Annotated in this window: 14 protein-coding genes; 7 read left to right on the top strand and 7 right to left on the bottom strand. The window is 40.7% G+C overall.

Going from position 1 to position 18774, the window contains the following annotated elements; all coding sequences use genetic code 11:
• The 6 genes from J3U64_RS09770 to J3U64_RS09745 all read left to right on the top strand — a co-directional run.
• Window positions 1-458: AHH domain-containing protein (locus J3U64_RS09770; RefSeq protein ID WP_267409095.1), on the top strand; the 458-nt coding region annotated here is incomplete at its 5' end.
• 4 nt (window positions 459-462) lie between these two features.
• The gene (locus tag J3U64_RS09765) at window positions 463-1011 is read left to right on the top strand and encodes an imm11 family protein (RefSeq protein ID WP_267409094.1); all 549 of its coding nucleotides are present in this window, start codon (window positions 463-465) and stop codon (window positions 1009-1011) included.
• A gap of 77 nt (window positions 1012-1088) precedes the next feature.
• Window positions 1089-1850, top strand: a complete 762-nt coding sequence (locus tag J3U64_RS09760) for an RHS repeat-associated core domain-containing protein (protein ID WP_323811406.1) — start codon at window positions 1089-1091, stop codon at window positions 1848-1850.
• Window positions 1847-2290, top strand: coding sequence for a hypothetical protein (locus tag J3U64_RS09755; protein WP_267409092.1), 444 nt, complete (start codon window positions 1847-1849; stop codon window positions 2288-2290). Before J3U64_RS09760 ends, J3U64_RS09755 begins: the two co-directional genes overlap by 4 nt.
• Before the next feature lie 1024 nt (window positions 2291-3314).
• Window positions 3315-3845, top strand: coding sequence for a toxin-activating lysine-acyltransferase (locus tag J3U64_RS09750; RefSeq protein ID WP_267391665.1), 531 nt, complete (start codon window positions 3315-3317; stop codon window positions 3843-3845).
• Between the two features lie 116 nt (window positions 3846-3961).
• On the top strand, window positions 3962-7225 hold the full coding sequence (locus J3U64_RS09745; RefSeq protein ID WP_267409091.1) for an autotransporter outer membrane beta-barrel domain-containing protein: 3264 nt from the start codon (window positions 3962-3964) through the stop codon (window positions 7223-7225).
• Window positions 7226-7615: 390 nt separating this feature from the next.
• Here the strand turns inward: J3U64_RS09745 and J3U64_RS09740 are convergent, their stop codons facing one another.
• The 3 genes from J3U64_RS09740 to J3U64_RS09730 form a co-directional block, all read right to left on the bottom strand.
• The gene (locus J3U64_RS09740; protein WP_267404091.1) at window positions 7616-7882 is read right to left on the bottom strand and encodes a hypothetical protein; all 267 of its coding nucleotides are present in this window, start codon (window positions 7880-7882) and stop codon (window positions 7616-7618) included.
• 77 nt (window positions 7883-7959) lie between these two features.
• The gene (locus J3U64_RS09735; protein ID WP_267391668.1) at window positions 7960-8250 is read right to left on the bottom strand and encodes a hypothetical protein; all 291 of its coding nucleotides are present in this window, start codon (window positions 8248-8250) and stop codon (window positions 7960-7962) included.
• A gap of 217 nt (window positions 8251-8467) precedes the next feature.
• Window positions 8468-8740, bottom strand: coding sequence for a hypothetical protein (locus J3U64_RS09730; RefSeq protein ID WP_267409090.1), 273 nt, complete (start codon window positions 8738-8740; stop codon window positions 8468-8470).
• A gap of 112 nt (window positions 8741-8852) precedes the next feature.
• Here J3U64_RS09730 and J3U64_RS10000 point away from each other — a divergent pair, with 112 nt between their 5' ends.
• Complete coding sequence (locus J3U64_RS10000) at window positions 8853-9035, top strand: SymE family type I addiction module toxin (protein WP_416384994.1); 183 nt, start codon at window positions 8853-8855, stop codon at window positions 9033-9035.
• A 48-nt stretch (window positions 9036-9083) separates the two neighbouring features.
• Here the strand turns inward: J3U64_RS10000 and J3U64_RS09725 are convergent, their stop codons facing one another.
• From J3U64_RS09725 to J3U64_RS09710, 4 genes are all read right to left on the bottom strand, one after another.
• A complete protein-coding gene (locus J3U64_RS09725) occupies window positions 9084-9335 on the bottom strand; it encodes a MafI family immunity protein (protein ID WP_267409089.1) in 252 nt (83 codons plus the stop codon).
• A gap of 79 nt (window positions 9336-9414) precedes the next feature.
• The gene (locus tag J3U64_RS09720) at window positions 9415-9711 is read right to left on the bottom strand and encodes a hypothetical protein (protein WP_267409088.1); all 297 of its coding nucleotides are present in this window, start codon (window positions 9709-9711) and stop codon (window positions 9415-9417) included.
• Between the two features lie 238 nt (window positions 9712-9949).
• Entirely contained in the window at window positions 9950-10441 is a 492-nt protein-coding gene (locus J3U64_RS09715; protein ID WP_218966241.1) for an Imm42 family immunity protein, read from the bottom strand.
• On the bottom strand, window positions 10426-18774 hold an 8349-nt coding region (locus J3U64_RS09710; protein WP_267409087.1), incomplete at its 5' end, for a hemagglutinin repeat-containing protein. The genes J3U64_RS09715 and J3U64_RS09710, both read right to left, overlap by 16 nt.

Here is an 18774-nt window from a genome sequence, read left to right as displayed (position 1 = left end):
CGGATATAGGCAGATTCACGCAGCCGGACCCGATTGGGTTGCTGGGTGGGTTTAATTTGTATCAGTATGCGCCTAATGGGTTGATATGGATCGATCCGTGGGGGTTATGGACATATAATACGATGCCGTCAATTGATGGGTTCCAAAAGCATCATATTATTCCACAGCAACTGAAAGATCATGATTTACTTAAAAAGGCTGGTATGAATATTCATTCGGTTAAAAATATAATTTATCTGCCTACTTCAGCTGATGCACATTCTACTAGATCTGTCCACAATGGTTATCATAGTAAATATAACACAGAGATGAGGTTCAAAATGGATGCAATATTAGAAACTGGAAAAGAAAATAATTGGACCAAAAAAGAATATAAAAAAGCTTTGAACAAACTAATAACAACGGAAAGAGCTAATTTACGTAAAGGTAAAACCATTCTGAACAAAAAATGGTGCTAAAATTATGTATATATTTGAAATTTCAGATGATTATCCAAAAAATTTTTGGTTCCAATATAAAACAAGTATGGTTCCTAGTCTTAGTTTAAAAAAATGTAAAGAGCTTAAAATAAAAGAGTCTTTACTTTTTAAAATAGAAAAAAAAATAAGCGTAAAAAAATTATTTTCTTTTGATTTTTATTATAGCGATGGTCCAGATTTCATTTCACCGAGACTAGCGAATTTACTATCTGATAATAAAGAATTTTTAAAAGATGTTCAACTTATTGATGCCAATGTAATTGTCAACGATTGCATATATACTGGCTACAAAGTATTGAATATTCTTCGAATGATATCTTGTATAGATTTAAATAAATCTGATAGCGAACCTATAATAGATTACTTACCTGATGGTCCAAAATGGTTTAATAAAATTGTTTTTAAACAAGATGTTATTGAAGATTTTTATATAGCTAGATGCAAGGAGTCTCATGGACATATTGTAATGTCAGATAAGTTAAGGCAATTTTTTATTGAAAAAAATGTCAAAGGAATCGATTTATATCTATAATCAAGTTTACTAAAAATTAATATTTTTCCAAAAAGAGAGCACAAGGATATTGCTACTGCTATCATTATTATTGTCGCTTGCAGACAAAAGCAATTGCACACCGAATTCAAATACGACCGCAACAGCCTTCTACAACACAAATAAACTTGGCGCAGCCACAACACTATACAGCCCGACATTCTCATCGAAAGCCGTTACTAGTACTACTACCCACACACGTCAATGGTGCCCCGGAAGAACTTACTGATGAAGACGGTCACATTGTATGGTCATGCAGCTATCAGCTGTGGGGCAAACCGATACAGGAAATCGAACACAGCCAGATACAACAGAACTTAAGGTATCAGGGACAGTATTTAGACAGAGAAACGGGCTTACATTACAATACTTTCAGGTACTATGACTCGGATATAGGCAGATTCACGCAGCCGGACCCGATTGGGTTGCTGGGTGGGTTTAATCTGTATCAGTATGCGCCTAATGGGTTGACTTGGATTGATCCTTGGGGCTGGATTCATTTAAATACTAATGGAGCAACAGGAAATTTTGGGGTTTACGAAATAAGAATTGGTGGCAAGCTTTATAAATATGGTAAGGCTGATTTAAATAGAATAACCAAAATTTCTGGGCTACCGACCCGATTGCATCAACAAGTAGCGAAACTTCAAAAACTATATCCAGGGAAAAAGGTTGTGGGCAAGGTGATAGAAAAAGGCTTTCCAACAACCAAAGCAGCAAAAGCAGTAGAGACACTAAAAATTGATGAGCATTATACAAAAACAGGAAAAATTCCAGTTGGCAATCAAAAGAGTTATAAACCGAAAGGACTATGTAAATGAAAATTGATTTTTTACAATTATACGCTGAAGTTGGCGTTTGCTATGAAATTACTGATGCAGTTTTAAATCCGTTGATAGAAAATCTCAATGAATTAAACAAAACTCTACCACATTATAATAAATTATTTAAAACAATAGATTATGATTTAATCTTTACTATATCAGCCACACAAGAACACAAAGATTTAGTATATGGTCCATTAGCCTCGTCAAAACGCAAAGAGGTGCTTTTCACAATATTTATACCATATAAAACATTTAATTCATTTACTCAACAAATGTTTTACATTCTTGATACTATAGCAGAGGGAATTATTTTTGTATTCAATAAATATAAAACCGATCCTTCAGGGGTAAAAAAAGTGTTTGAAACATTAAAAACATTGATTGTAAAGGATCCAGAAAAATATCAAAAATGGCTAAAAGCTCTAGAGGACTGATAATTTTAAAAATTTACAGCGCTTAAGGCGTTATTGCCATAGTTAGATAGCAAATGTAGCCAACCACTTGGCAAAAATCCTTATCGAAAAAATTGGCCAAATCAAAGCTCCGTTTACATCTACGATGCCTTAGGCCGACGTATCGAAAAACACCAGATAGACCTGCAACCGTACCCACTTCCTGTGGGACGGGCTGAGAATGATTCAGGAAACCCGTACCGACAGAAGCAAAAGTGTTTACGAATCACAAGCAAGGATAGAGACCATCACTATGCCCCCACATAGGCAAGATTAATTCACGGCGGCAAATATACTTAGCTGCTGAGGATAAGCAAAAAATAAAATCAAACCTCAAACCGTTGGAAAGAAATATTAACTAAAAACAACGTAGTCAGGAAAATGCAGTATACGGCTTCTATATAAAAGTGGAGCTATAATCACGAGCGCACTCCAGAAAAAATCATTGGACGGCATATTTTAAATATTTAATGATAAAAACGAATGAAACGGAGTAGACCTAAATAAAGTTAACATCTTGTTTATCTATTCAGTAGTGACACACATACTCAAAGAGTTATTGGTTTTTCATAAGATTAAGCATGTGCGTAAAAATGTACGTCCACAACAGTCTAAAATAACACCAATTACAGTTAGCCAGCATGCTGTAGCGAAAATTAAACCTGAAAGTTTTTATTTCAAATGAATTATTTTTGCTTAGTTAGAAATTAATTACATTGTTATATTAAACTAGCTTTTAACTCAGTATTAACATATTGTTTTTTTTTAATCTGAAAAGCGATAGGCTGTGCTACCCAAAACTGTTTCTAAAAATATTAAATAAACCTTAGTGATTTATTTGGTTATATAAAATCAACACAATAAACTGTTGCAAAAAATATTCAATAATAATTTTAAATTTGTAAACTTTTAATTTTTATAAGCAAATTGAAATTAATTTTATTAAACCTTCCATTTTAGGCGATATGATCATATTGCTGTCGTTATATTCTAAGATGAAATCAATATGGAAAAAAACTACCAATCAAAATTCACTAAATCAAAAAAAGCCTCAGTAGCCACTTCTGATGTATTATCCCAAGCGTGCAGAGTAATCGCTCCCAGTATTTTTCCCGATGCCACATGGAATGAAGCGGAAGTAATCGGGGCAATGATATGGTTATGGAGCAAACATCCTGATTACAAAAACACTGCTATTAATTCTGCCTTAGAGAATTTAATTCCCATTATCCGTTCGAAAAACTTCGCCTTAATCATCACTCAACAGCGCCCTATCGGCTATATCAACTGGGCATATTTGAACCACGAGGAAGAAATTCAGTATTTGAATCAATCAAAAGACTATCTAACTTTTGTCAATTGCATGCAACCAGATCAAGACAAAAATTTATGGATATTATCATTTTTCTGTCCTTTTGGTTTGCATGATGCTTTATTAACTAAATCAATCTGTAAAAAAGTTCTGCATAATCATTTGTGTTATTTTGGCTACCATAAATCAAAACAACAAACTGTTGTAAAAAATATTCAATGTTAATTTTAAATTTGTAATATTATGATTTTATTAAGTAAATAAAAAAATAGTTTTATAAATCCAATATTTATAAGCGATAAGATCATCTTAGTTTCACCCTTGACTAAGAGGAAATCAGTATGAACAAAATCTACCAAACAAAGTTTAATAAAATAACGGGTACAACGGTAGCCTGTTCAGAACTGGTACGTAGAGCGTGCAAAGTTACAGCTACTTTAACTGTTTTAGCCGCATCGACAACTGCATTTGCTCAGGATTGCATACCCAATGCAGACGGATCAATCTTAGTTGGTGGCGGTGGACCGAATGATGGATGTAATAACGTAAAGGCCGCAACGGTTAATCAAAGTGGTAACGCCGGTTTTTATATTTTGACTCGTAACCATCTACGTGAACCACTTAATGTTGGGGACACTACCTTAATAGCTAACATAAATGGTGATTACACGGCTTTGGGAAATCAATACTCTTATGGGTATTCTAATGCCGCCATTAATGCCGGTAACTTAGATTTTACCGTCAACAGCAATGGCAATTTATCCGGCATTGCCTCATATCACAATGTTGACATAACAGCTAAAAATGTCGAGTTAAATATTAATAATAATTACTCCCGCGGCGGTAACTCAAGTGGCTCCGTCTCCTCCTATGGTATTTTAGCTGGTTCGGCTGCAAATGCTGGCGAAAGAAAAACATTCAATGGTAAATACACCACCATAACAGTGGATAAATTAACCATGAATCAGACAGCCACAGGGGGTAAAACCCAGCCAATATTAAATAATGGTATTCGAGCAATTCAGGGTGCTTTCGATAATTCAGGAGACGGCTCTACTGGGCGCGTTATTGTCAACGATGATTTAGATATGACCTTAACCGGTAATCGATCTATCGGTATTTATGTTTCCGGAAATCAAACCAATCATAAAGCTGCTGAAGATACCGGAGTTGAGGGGCAACTGACCCCAATAGTGGTTTTAAATGGCAAAAACAACAAAATCATCATTAATCAGGGCAGTGACACGTCAACATTAAACTGGGACAGTAACGGCATAAAATTAGGTAAAACGCGTAATACTGGGGAAGGCCCGGGAATACTTGAATCCCATGGAAATTTAACAATTGATACAACAAACGCGAGAAGTGGTAATGGCATAAAAATGGTGCGTAATTCTCTATTTAAAGCCAACTATGAGAAGAGCGCCACCACTATTAAAACCAACGGTTATGCATTAGAAATTGGTACTCACGACGATGCAACCAAAGATGGTAAATACGAACAAGCAGCTGCTCATGGTGTTAGAGCCAGCTTTAAAGATGCCGTTTTCACCACCACCGGTACCAGTGCCGATCCGGTAATTGAGGGCTCTGTGGGCCGGAAAGATTTAATCTTTGTCGATCAGGGACAGGTTGATACAAACTTATCTTTTTCAGGCGATAAAACCAACCTGACTGCTCATAATGAAGGATATATAGTTAATGTCAGTGGCAACTACACAGGGCCTAACTATCAGTACTTTTCAAACTCATATGACGATAGCGGAAATGAGCAAGGGCACGAAGCGTATGAAGCTTCTTCAGTAACCTTTAATGCCACAGGTAAAGGCAGTATGACTGGGCTAGTCACCAAAGGAACGGTCAAAACAGAAGAAAAACAAGTGCTGGATGAAAGTTACAAACCTATTCTTAACATCAATTTAGATAATGGTTTTACTTGGAACTTAAAGAAAAGTGGCACCAACAATACCGCAAAATTTGATACCCTGAATCTAACTCACGGCTCTATTTTAAATGCTGCTTTTGATGATGCAGGTGGTAATGAATTCATACTGCAAGGCAACGTGAATAATGATGAAAGTATCATCAATCTCGATAATGCTTCCCATGCTAAATACAATGATATGCTAACCATTGTGGGTAATTACTCCGCAATCAATAATGCAATGGTTAAAATGAATACGCTGTGGAATCAACCGGGCGATGCTGAAGGAAATAATTCTCAATCTGATGTTTTAAAAATCACTGGTACGGCCACTGGTGTAACCCGTGTTATACCCTTGAATGCAGACGGCAATGAAAATGTAATTGACGGTAACGTGCAGCAAGTTAATAAAGTTATCAATACCGTACCAGTGGTATATGTTGGTACCAGCAGCAACCTTAGTACCTATAGTAGCCAAAATGCCTTTACGGGCACTGCGCATACAACAGGAGCAACAGAAGTACAATTAGCCAAACGTTCAAGTACAGATGGTGATGTATATTACTGGACAATGCAGGCTAAAGAAGAAACAGGCGGCGGAAATGGAGGTGGTGGTAATAGCGGAGGGGGTGAGACCACCACACCCAAAAAGCCAACACCGATATATTCCCATGCCGTTGCCGGTTATGTCGTTATACCACATATTAATCAGGAACAAGGATTTGCCAGTATAAGTACCCTGCATGAACGTCGCGGAGAACACCTGACTTCAGATTTAACAGATTGTGCAAAATGTGACAGCCAGAATGAAAATTTCATCAGTGGACAGACATGGGGGCGAGTATTGGGCAAACATCTGAAACAAGATGGTAAAAACCGTTTAAATGCTGATTCTGATATCGCAGGTTTTCAGATAGGGCATGATTTTTTCAGCCAGTTGCATAAAAATAGTAGCCACAATCATATTGGCACTTATATCGCTTACAGTAGAGCTAGTACCGATTTTTCTGATCAATACCGTGCGGTAAATGGTGTCATCACAGGTGATAAATATACCGGTAAAGGTAAATCAGATGCCATTAGTCTGGGTATCACCAACACTTATTACAATAGTAATAACAGCTATATCGATCTAGTAGGCCAGTTGTCTTATCTGCATAATAAATACGAAGCACGTGATGGAATGAATCCCGATAGCCAAAATGGCTGGGGTTTCGCAATTTCTGTGGAAGCGGGCCAACCATTTGGGCTGACAAAATCAGTAAATACACAAGGTAATTGGAAGATTGAACCACAAGCACAACTGATATACCAATATATCAATCTAAATAGTTTTAATGACCGTTACCGACATGTCGATCAAAACGGTCAGGATGCGCTACGTGGCCGTGTGGGCGTGCGTGTGGCCTATGATGGCTACACTGCTGTTACCAAACCAGCCACTTTTTATGCTCTAGGCAATGTATGGCATGATTTTTTAAATCCAAGTCGTGTAGACATTGGTAGAGATAATCTACGCGAAAAATTTGCCAAAACATGGGGAGAATTAGGTATAGGTCTTAAAATTGCGCTAAAGAATAATAGCTTTATTTATAGCGATGTCCGCTACGAGCATGATTTTGGCAGCACAAAACGCGAAGGATACCGCGGTAGCCTTTCTTTTGAGCACAAATGGAAGTGATGAGAACGAAAGAATGAGTGCTTAGAATTTTATTCTATTGCAAATATTTTCACTAATGTACAACGTGGTCAGGCTAGACGCTCAACCACGTTTTTTTCAGAAATAAATATGCTTGTTTAATCTAAAATGATGTAAGAAAAAGATATTCGTACCAATAAAAATTTATTAATGATTCTGCATAAACGCTTTCATCCTTAATTCATTAGTGGATTTTTATTTTAAAAAATACTCCAATAATATTTATTTTTATCTTTTTTCAAAAAACGCTTTGAATAATTTTAAAAATTTATACAATTAGGGTAATGTTTAATATTTAATATCCTATAGTGGATTTATTCTATTGGTATTCTCTTCAATTATCTGAAACAAATTTCAAACATTCTTTCCAACCTATGCCACTTCTTTCTTGGACGCATTAACTACCAGGGCTGCCGCTTTTTTCGCCTGCTGCTTTTCTTTGTCCGCTTTGTTTGCCATATCTGTGCTTAGTGTTCGTACGCTTTGCATGATGGTGGCGGTGGCATCAGCTACAGCCTGCTGTTTGTCCATAATCTGCTGTAAATCCGGCAGTTCATTTACTTTGCTGTGTGCTGTGTTGATGTCGCTTGTCCCTATCGCTGATGTGTAGCTGGTTATGAATAAGATTTGGCGGAACAAACTGATTATTGAGCTTGCGGAGTAGATCTAAAAGATAATAGGTAAAATCCCAACAGGTTAGGTGGGGATTTATTTTATCATTGTTGATATATCACCTCATAATCATCACCTAATTCCATTTGTAGTTTCTCCTTTAAAGATTGTCCCATTTTCCTAAAAACTCTCTCATCATCTAGAGTCGCAAATCCAGAAGTTAAAGGATCATCTAAATTTAATGTTTCATCATATTTATCAGACCAACTATTAAACTCATTTTTGAGCACATTACTTATTGGCAATGAATTAAAATCAATATTTCCAAATGCATCATCTGAGTTAAGCCATAGAGGATAACATTGATAGTCAGCCATTAATTTTATTTTTTTCATTTAACACTCCCAGCAGGATTAGCTCCTACAATAAAACCATTACTACCCGTCGTTACAGCTATACGTTGTTTTTGCCCATTAACCAGAACTTCATAAATTGGAAGTCCCTTTGATAACCAATTATCTTTCCTTTGGATACCGCATCCATAACAACATTCGGTATTTGTGATTTTGAAACGCCTATTTTAGCAAAATCATCAGCATGCTCTCCTGTCCCTTACAATGCATCTACCTGATCTGATAGTGAATATGAACTTAGGGCTTGCCCTGCTATCTGGAATTGCAGTACCCGCATCCCTATTTGCTGCTCTGTTGCTCCTGATTGCTTCATATCTCTTACTAGATTTGTTAGCGTTATTTTCTGGAACGCAGCATTGGCTATTTTTCCTGACGGTGTCCATTTCTGGGCATCCATATTAAATATCGGGGTTCCCCATCCATCCTGACTCTCTCCTGCTCCTTGCATCATCTTACTGGCATAGCTGCTCATAATGACGCAGATTAGCGGGTACCTCCATTGCTACCCGCTAACACAACTAACTTCAAAGGAGTTAAACACGGCATAATCATATTTTTAGCTAAATTCAACAACAAGCAAAACACTGGCACCACAACCCTATGAGCGGTTTTATACTGTCGGCTATGTGTTACAAGGCATAAAGCCCAGACCACAACTGACCATTGAAGGTTGGTGGCTGGAGCAGATAGGGTTTTATGTAGGCTGCCCTGTTATCATTAAGATTGAACAGGGCAAGTTGATTGTGGAGATTGATTTGCAAGTTTAAAAATAAATAATAAAAGATACCCCGCTTGTTAAGGCGGGAAATAATAAATTATTTATTAGGATTAATATATAAAAATCTATTATCTAAATCCAAACCGAGTAAATCAACAATATGAAGTACTTTGTTATATTCGTCTTCACTAATTTTTACATCGAAATCTGCTATATAATCACACAATGTTTCAAAAGCCAAAACATTTTCGGAATGATTAATATAATCTAAAGCATAATCTATTAACTCAGGATCTATCCTATCTTTTAAAGAATTACCAAATTCTTTTATACAATTGTTAACTAACATAATTATTTAACCTTTATAACTTTTTACTTAATTGGTTTATAGTGAGAAGGAACCGGCGCCTTGTCCGGAAACGCCGTTATTATTTTTCCATTTGCTGGTTCATAAATAACTCTAATACGTACTCCATCTCTAAACTACCGGCTGTTAGCTGGTTGGACTGTGAGTTGCTGTAACTGCTGTCTTGACGGCTTTTGCTGCTCTTGAAGCCGATACCCGTTTCTACTTTGAGCAGTGTGGCACCTTTCTGCAGTACATTCGGGTCTACAGCCTGTCCGTTCAGCAGGGCATCTGACACAACTTTGGCATTGTTCTGCATGGCACTTTGTACGCTTTGAGCTGCGCTGTACACCATGTAGCCCTGTCCCAGTGCGGCCATCCCTTGCAGGGTTTTGGTGTGGTCGTCAGCTTGGCTTTGGCGCAGGGTATCTATGGCATTGGCCAGATCAATCAGTGATTATTTATATTCAAAATTAAAAAATAAAAATGCATTCTAAATTTAAATTGCCTACAATTTCAGAATGCATTTGTTTATTTCAGATACAAATTATAATAAGCTTAATATTAATCAATTCATTATGAAATGTTAATTTCTAATCGGTCTTTATATTATTCCATCAGCTTATAATTTCTGTATTTGTAATATCGTCATTAATTCTATTAATTTTTAAATCAAAAGAATTTGGTAAACTGTTAATTAGATTTGCAATTGTTCCTTTTGGATATCTTTGTTCTTGAATAGTTTTTTCATAATCTGTAGAGTAAAATAATCTTTCCTCATCTCCATCAAACCCTAACCAGAATACACAACCATGGTCAGATAATTCACAACAATCTAAAAAAATTATGTTATCTGGTGCTCCTTCACTAAAATCCATAGATTCTAATTTAATATCACCAATATCCTTAGGTTCATTTTGCAAATACCAATTAACAGATTCTTTTAAAGATGCAATTACTACAAATAAATCAGTATCTACACCCTTTCCAGGTATCAATTTATCATTTATGACAAAATTAAAGAAACCGCTAGGAGAACAATAATCAATTACATATTCCAATTGTATCGCTATTTCAAGTGGATTACCTATTATCATTTCAATTTCCATCCTTGTTGTTTTCTTAACCCTGCTTTTACTTCATTTGGTATATTTAACTTAATTTTATCTGCCGTACTGCCTGACCAATGATAATTTCCTCTATTATCTGGTGAAAATCGATGGATATTACCCTTATTATCCATCGTATATCTTGATTTATGTATTTTATCTTTTAAATTTACAGAAACTGATTCACCAAATAGTTCAAAAGAATTTACAGGTTCAATACCTGCATTTGGCCTGAAGCCCTGACCTCCAGGCGTATGCTTTGGATTAGATTCGTAATTTAATCCATTTTTAGCTTTGATTGGTTCTGGCACAGGTAATGCACTACCTTTACCTACTCCCTTTCCAGTTGTTTCTGTTTGTCCTTTTCCTCCACTCTGCTTCCAACCACGTGATTCACTTACCGTAGAAGATTGTGGTTTATCTTTAATTACTATTCCGTTTGCTGTTACTAGACTTCCACTATGACTATTATATCGGTTGGTTATGGCCTTTATTTCATCCATTGAAAACGCTTTTCCGCGTTTTATGCTCATAACGTTTAGCATTGTTCCCAGACTCATCCCTGTCCCGTACAATGCATCTACCTGATCTGATAGTGAATATGAACTTAGGGCTTGCCCTGCTATCTGGAATTGCAGTACCCGCATCCCTATTTGCTGCTCTGTTGCTCCTGATTGCTTCATATCTCTTACTAGATTTGTTAGCGTTATTTTCTGGAACGCAGCATTGGCTATTTTTCCTGACGGTGTCCATTTCTGGGCATCCATATTAAATATCGGGGTTCCCCATCCATCCTGACTCTCTCCTGCTCCTTGCATCATCTTGCTGGCATAGCTGGTTAGTAATATCTTGGACTCTTCTTCTGTCAGCTGTCCTTTCAGATACAGACTTAGTATGATTTGTGAGGCCTCTTCTGAGGCTTTTTTGTAATTCTCTATAACCTGTTGTCGACATTCTTTGGTTTGACATGCATCGTATTTTCTTTGGTAATCATCCGCACTTTGTACCCCCGCTTTTTTCAGCTTTTCATTTATTTTTCTTTCTTGTGCATTAAGCTTGCTTTCTCCTTTGCTGTTAATTAAGGCATTATTCTCTACTGCATTTTGCCCAAGCTCTCCTGCTATCTGCGCATTACTCAGTGTTCCTCCGCTTAGTCCCCCTGCTACTGTCCCTATCGCTGACGATAGGTCTCTTATGCTTCCTTTTACGTTTTCCGGCAGTCTGTTCGGGTCTATTTCTCCTGTGGCGGGATCTATTGCTTCTGGATATTGGTCTTTTGGCAGATGGTTTATTAGGTATTGGGCTGCCAATTCTGCACTGCTCGCTCCTGCCGCTCCTGCTGCTGCACTGCCTCCGTTTACACTTGCAGTCACTGCACCTAATATGGCATGCGCTACCAGCTGCGCTGCTTCGTTTTTGTTTTCTCCGTGGCCGAATTGTTTGCCTATCAGCTCTGATGCATATGGTGCTAAGGTGTTGGCCACTACCTGTATATTGGTCTGCCCGCCCAGTGCACCGGTGATGGCTGTGGTCACTGCATTCAGTGCACGGCTCTTGTTGCCGCCTATGCCCCATGCCTGTGCCTGTTCGTCTGCTTGTTTGTAACTGCTGGAATATTGTTTCAGGAATTCGGCTTTTTCGGCTTCGTTCAGGCTATTGTATTTGTTTAGTTTCTCTCCGCCTTCTGTTTGCAGTTGCTCTTCTGCCGCTTTTTTCGCCTGCTGCTTTTCTTTGTCCGCTTTGTTTGCCATATCTGTGCTTAGTGTACGTACGCTTTGCATGATGGTGGCGGTGGCATCAGCTACGGCCTGCTGTTTGTCCATAATCTGCTGTAAATCCGGCAGTTCATTTACTTTGCTGTGTGCTGTGCTGATGTCGCTGTGGATGCCCAGTTCTTCTACGCTGGTTTCTTTGCCGTTTATGATTATCTGCCCCGGGCTTAGGGTGGCATGTGTGGTGGTATGGTCGCTGCCGCTTTCGTATTGTGGCAGGCCGGGGGTGTAACTCGGATTGCCTACTGGCCCCGGGCCGTCTCCGGAAAAACCTCCTCCTATCGATGCATTGCTGGCATGAAAGTCGGAGTGGTTTTCGATGTCCTTGAAGGTAAGACTGTTGGTGGTAAGCTGGTTGTGTTCTTTGTCTGCAGTGGATCCGATGGCTCCTCCCTGCAAATCTACGCTATCGGCTTTGATGTGGTAACCATCTTTACCGGCAAATAATCCAGATTGCTGGTTGACGCCATTAAGGTGACCAGAAGCATTGCTGCTGCTAAAATTACCTGAGGCTTCCCATACGCTACCCAATCCCCCCTGTACATGCAGGCTGGCTCCGCTGTTTTTGATGACTTGGTCTATTTTGTCCTGCGGACTGATTATGCTTAGTTTGCCGCCAATGTCTGCATTGATACTGTTGGCAGTGGCCTGCGCACCCAGCAAGGTGGTGTCGCCTTTGCTGATGATGTTCAATTTATCTGATTGCAGTGTGGTTTGGCTGTAAGTTTTAGCATCTAGGTGGTTGCTGCCGGAGCTAGCACCTACTTCGCCGTAAATATACACGCCGGTCTGGGCGCCGATTGAGGCTCCTACACCTACGCTCATACCAACACTACTGTTTTTGCCATCGGCTTTCTGTCGGTTTTGGCCGGCTTCCAGTAGGATGTCGCGTGCTGAGTTGAGATTGATATTGTCTTTAGCACTAACTTGGGTGTTTTGTAAGTGGATGTCGCCTTCGGTACTAATAAGGTTTACATTACCACCGGCTGTTAGCTGGTTGGACTGTGAGTTGCTGTAGCTGCTGTCTTGACGGCTTTTGCTGCTCTTGAAGCCGATACCCGTTTCTACTTTGAGCAGTGTGGCACCTTTGTGCAGTGCATTCGGGTCTACAGCCTGTCCGTTCAGCAGGGCATCTGACACAACTTTGGCGTTGTTTTGCATGGCACTTTGTACGCTTTGAGCTGCGCTGTACACCATGTAGCCTTGTCCTAATGCGGCCATCCCTTGCAGGGTTTTGGTACGGTCGTCTGCTTTGCTCTGATGTAAAGTATCTACGGCATTGGCCAGATCAATCAGTGGTGAGCTGACTTTAGTGAAGTTACCTACTTTCAAGTCGCGTGAAGACTGGTGGCTGCTGCCGTAGTTGGCATCATCCAGCACGTTTATATCTTTGGCTATGATGTTGAGATTATTAGCGGCAATGATATCTGCTACTTGCTGGGTATAGTGTTCGCCAGCAAAGATGTTAACGTTGCCAGTAAGGCTGCCTACCTGACTGCGTAGCTGTTCTACGTTGTTGGCTCTGTATTCATCTTTGCTGCTCATGTAACCGGTGAATTTTTCGGTATCAGATAGTTGGGCAGAACCCCAGCCCTTGCTGCTATGGCTTTCGCTCTGACTGTTGCTGTTTTGGGTGGATAATATGTTGACGTTTCGGGCTGCGTTGATGGTGTTGTCACCACCTGCTACTACGCTGCTGCCGATGATGTTGATGTCTCCTTTGAGGGTTTGCATGTTGGATGTCCCACCAACTGACAGCTGGGTACCAAGGGCACTATCAACGGAGCCTTGTCCTTTGCCTTTTTCATGCGCTAGGCCGATAGGTGAAGTCCATTTGCGTGTATCCAGATTAAAACCACTGCTTTTGCTGGTGGCATGTTCTTCGTGGCTATCACGGGCGAAGCTGAGATTAATGTTATCACTGGCATGAAGTAAGGCATTACCTTCGGCTGAGAGTCTGGCTCCCTCGCTGTTGATGCTACCATCGGTAGCAATAATATTGAGGTTGCCGCCAGCAGTTGCCTGTGTGGTAACAGACTCGCTATTGTGGGTATCGTGTGTCTGATGGGTACGCTGGTTACCTATAGTAACAACCACAGGGGTATAGGCAGCCTGTACGGCACTGGAAACTGCTTCACCTGCTTGCATGCTTTTACCCACGATGCTATTGCTGAAATCGCCATTTTGCATGCCTTCTTTGAGGGCAGAGGCAGCTGCCAAAGTTGGAGAATAGGTAAATCCTACTGAAAAACCACTTTTTTTGGTTTTGATATCGATTTTCTGATCACTGGTTATGCTGTCGGCCAGTAAATTTACGTTTTTACCTTGCAGGGTGAGGTCTTTGCCGGCACCAAATATCGCTGCTGTAGCATTTAGGTTGCCATCAGCTTTAATAATGGTGTTACCTTGCAGGCTGCCTACCTGACTTAAGGTAAGGGTTTGGTTTCCATCTTGCTGATCCAACTGAGTTTTGGTCTTACTGTATCCTACGCTGGCCACACCTTTAGACAGATTGGCGGTAAAACCGGATTTTTTCTGTTCGTGGTATTCGTGGTCATTATATTGGTTATGCGCAGCTTCAATGTTGATATCATTTCCAGCACTAAGAATGGTTTGTTCTTTGGAAATAATATTACTACCGCGTACCTGTATATTCTGCTCACTGCCAATATTAACCTGATTACCACTGATGCTGCTGCCTATCGCTTCGTCATGATGCTTTTGGTATTTATCAATAGTGGTTTTGCTTGAAACCAATCCTTTGGATTTGTTGTAAATAGCTTCATCTAAATCAGCTGTTTGCCTACCTTCGGTAATATTGACGCTATCTTTGGCGTAAATATTAACGTTGCCATTATTGCTGCTGATGTCACTCTGGCGAAGGTTGATCTGTTTGCCTGAGGCAATACTGATGTCTCCTTGTCCACTGATTTGAGTGCCCACTTCTGCGCTGTGGTGAAGTGATAGATGATTGCGATCGTTCAGTTTGCCACTGGTTTCATGATCGGCAATCTGTACCGTACCTAGATTTATGCTGCCATTGGTGGAACGCAGCTGTGTACTACCGTTGACGGCGTTGTTTATAATGTTGGCCCCATGCAAATCAATGCCGTCTTTGCCATCTACAGTTAGGCTGCTGTCTTTGTTTCCGGTGACATAAAGTCCGGCTACACGATTGATAATGGTGGCACCGTTACGTTCATCGCCATGGGTGGCTGTGGTGGAATTGATGCTGATGTGTTTGGCTTGCAGGCTTAGCATATCCTGTGCCAGTGCTGCACCTCCATTAATATCAATGTTGTTTACCGCACTCAATGCTACTTTTTGACCGCTAATTAAACCGCTGTTAGTCAGGTTCTGTGCACCCAGATCAACAATTTTGCGGCCGGCAATAGTACCCTGATTATTCAGATTCTGATTGGTATGCAGGCTGATGTTGCCGGCACTAATTAATGCACCCGCTGAGTTTACGTCACCATCACGCACCTGTAGATATACTTGTGGTACCAGTACGGTCTGCTTGCTGCCGTCAGCCAGAGTTACTGTCTGATTAACCAGCCAGACAATGTCGCTAGTCAGCCGCTCTATCTGCTCAGCACTCAGAGCAATGCCTGGTGTCAATTGATACTGTTGTGCAAAACTGATACCAGCATTCATCAACTCTTTATATTGCTCTTCGTCATTGCTATAGCCTTCCAGCCGGCGAAAGCCGGTAAGCTTGGCTATCTGTTCGTTTATCAGCCGTTGTTCGTAATAGCCGTCGCCCAGCCGTTTTTGCATTTTGTCCGGATTGTGGCCGAGTGCGCTGAGCATATAATCGCTGCCCAGCCATTTTTTCATATTGGTAAAGGCTGGGTCTGTTTCAACCAAATAACCGCTGTTAGCAGGATTGATATGGTATAGGCTGCTGTTGGGTAAACCGGTATTAAAGCTGGTAAGGGTTTTAATCTGCTCATTATGCAGCTGCACGCTGTTATTCTGACTGGCGGCATTGTTATTATTTATGCTACTATCATTATTACTGCCAACAGGATTGCTGTTACTGCTGACATTTATTTCTTGGGCGGATACATTTGCTGCTGTGGCATTGACCTGATTAGCACCTGTGTTGATATGCTGCTGGATAACGCTGACTGGTTGTTCGAAATCCAGTTCCGTAATGGTAGTACTATCTACTGGTTCTTTATCTGTGTTTTTACGTGATTTATGATGCCGACCACTTTTACCGTAAGTAAACTTACCTTTCTTACCCTTATCAACAACACGCTGTACTTGTTTGGTTTCTTTGTTTTCCAGCCATAGATTACCGCCCACTGTAAGATTACCGCCAACCAGTATCTGACTGTTATTATTTTCCCAATGGCTGCCATCTATATTGAGACTTCCGCCAATAATTATTTGGCCCGGCTGACTATCGACAATATGCTGTTTATAGGTGTCACGTACAAAATCCCACCACCTAATTTTATTGATATCATCATAGCGCCAGTGAACTTTGCTGCCATCCTTAAATTTAAACTGAGCATATTTTCTGCTCCAACTGAAATGGCCGTCTTTTCCTTCTGTCCAAGTTTCAGTTTTGCCTGCATCTTTATATTGTTCGATTCGTTCACTGTTAGCCAGATAATCTTCTACCATGAAGTGATCATTTAAATTTTGTAACTGCTGCACGGCGATGTTACCGTTACCCTGCGCTTCGATACGGGCACTGCTGTTGAGCAGATTATCGGCCATGCCCACAGCCTGATGCTGTTGGTTTAGGCTGCCACCGATGGCGATGTCACCCTCGCTGGAAAGCAGGGCGTGTTCTTTGTTAACGATATTAGTTGCACCAATGTCCAGCCGCTGGCGTGCGGCTATCACTGCTGCTTTGGTTTCTGTGCTGCTGGTTTCTTCCTGATTGTATAAATCATGGGTGCCGATGGCGACATGGTTGCCATAGATGCGGCCGGTACCGATGTTGTTGATGCTGCTTCCGGACTGTACTAGTGTGGTGCCGTTGCTGTTTATCAGGCCACGGTTGGTGATATTGCTTTGTGCCTGTAATTCAGTTTGGTTGTTGCTCTGAATGGTGCCGCTGGCCTGATTGTTGATGCTGGCTGCCTGTAGGCGTACGCTGTCGCCGCCACTGAGGGTGTGGCTATTGTTGATTATCCCTTGGCTACTCAGATCCAAATTAGCACCGGCACTGATATCAGCCTCTGCGCTGAAGTCATCACTCAGGCGGATAGTAGCGTTACGGCCTGCGGCGATACTACCTGAGTTGTTAAGGTATTTACTCTGGATGTTTAGGTCATTACCAGCAAGTATTTTGCCATCACTGCTGTTGTCAATGTGCAGGTTATGGCCATTCTGGTCTTGAATCTGAACATCTTCTGCACTGCTGATCTGCCCTTGGCGGTTATCCAGATTTTGGTTAATCCGAGCATTCAATTTTTTGTTGGCCCGGATAGCGCCGCTTTGATTGTTGACATTTTCAGCCTGCAATTCGATGTTTTCAGCATCAATACTGCCCTGCTGATTGTTTACGCTAGCAGCATGGATTATCGCCTGTTTGCCGGCAACGATTTTACCCTCGCCACTATTGTCGACGCCAATATCGCTGTCTGCGCCGGCATTAATGGCCACTTCGGTACCGCCGCTTATCAGGCCATTACGGTTATCAAGCTGCTCTTTGAGTTGTGTAGTCAGTTCCTTGTTGGTTCGGATAGCGCCGCTGTTATTGTTAACACTGTCTGCCTGCAAGATCAGACTGTCGGTATCTATACTGCCCTGCTGATTGTTGAGGCCGGTGGCAACAATAACGGCTTCTTTGCCGGCAATAATCTTTCCGGCTGTATTGTCAATTGAAGCCCGCTGCTTACCATTGGCATTCAAATATAACTGCCCACTGCTGCCTAATATACCGTTCTGGTTTTGCAACTGTTGGCTGATTTGAGCGTTTAGTTGCTGGTTAGCCCGGATGGCGCCACTTTGGTTGTTGACATTATCTGATTGTAAATCGATTTTTTCAGCATCGATGCTACCTTTCTGGTTGTTCACGCTTACAGCATGGATTACAGCCCCTTTACCAGCGATGATTTTACCGTCGGCGCTGTTGTCAACAGCCAGCTTGCTGTCACCAGTTGCATTAAGCAAAACATCGTCAGCAGCACTGCTTATCTGCCCACCCTGATTGCTTAATTGCTTTGTAATGCTGGCGTTTAGCTGCTGGTTGCTGCGGATGGCACCACCGTTATTATCGACACTGTCGGCATAAATATTAATGCCATTAGCATCTATACTGCCCTTTTGGTTTTTGAGGCTGATGCTGTTGATGATGGCTTGTTTGCCAGCTATGATTTTGCCCTGTGTGCTGTTGTCGATGACTAACTTGGCGGAATTGGTTGCGTTTAGGTTGAAATTTTGTCCACTGCTTATCAGGCCAGATTGATTATTAAGGTTGGTGCTTATTTGTGCCTGTATTTGCTGATTGGTGCGAATAGCCCCCAGCTGATTATTTACGCTATCCGCTTTCAGTTGCAGACTGTCACTATCGATGGCGCCACTATTGTTATTTAG

The sequence above is a fragment of the Snodgrassella sp. B3800 genome (assembly GCF_026535865.1).
Lineage (GTDB): Bacteria > Pseudomonadota > Gammaproteobacteria > Burkholderiales > Neisseriaceae > Snodgrassella > Snodgrassella alvi_E.
The sequence above is the reverse complement of the archived record's forward strand: the minus strand, read 5'-3'. Positions and strand labels throughout refer to the sequence as shown.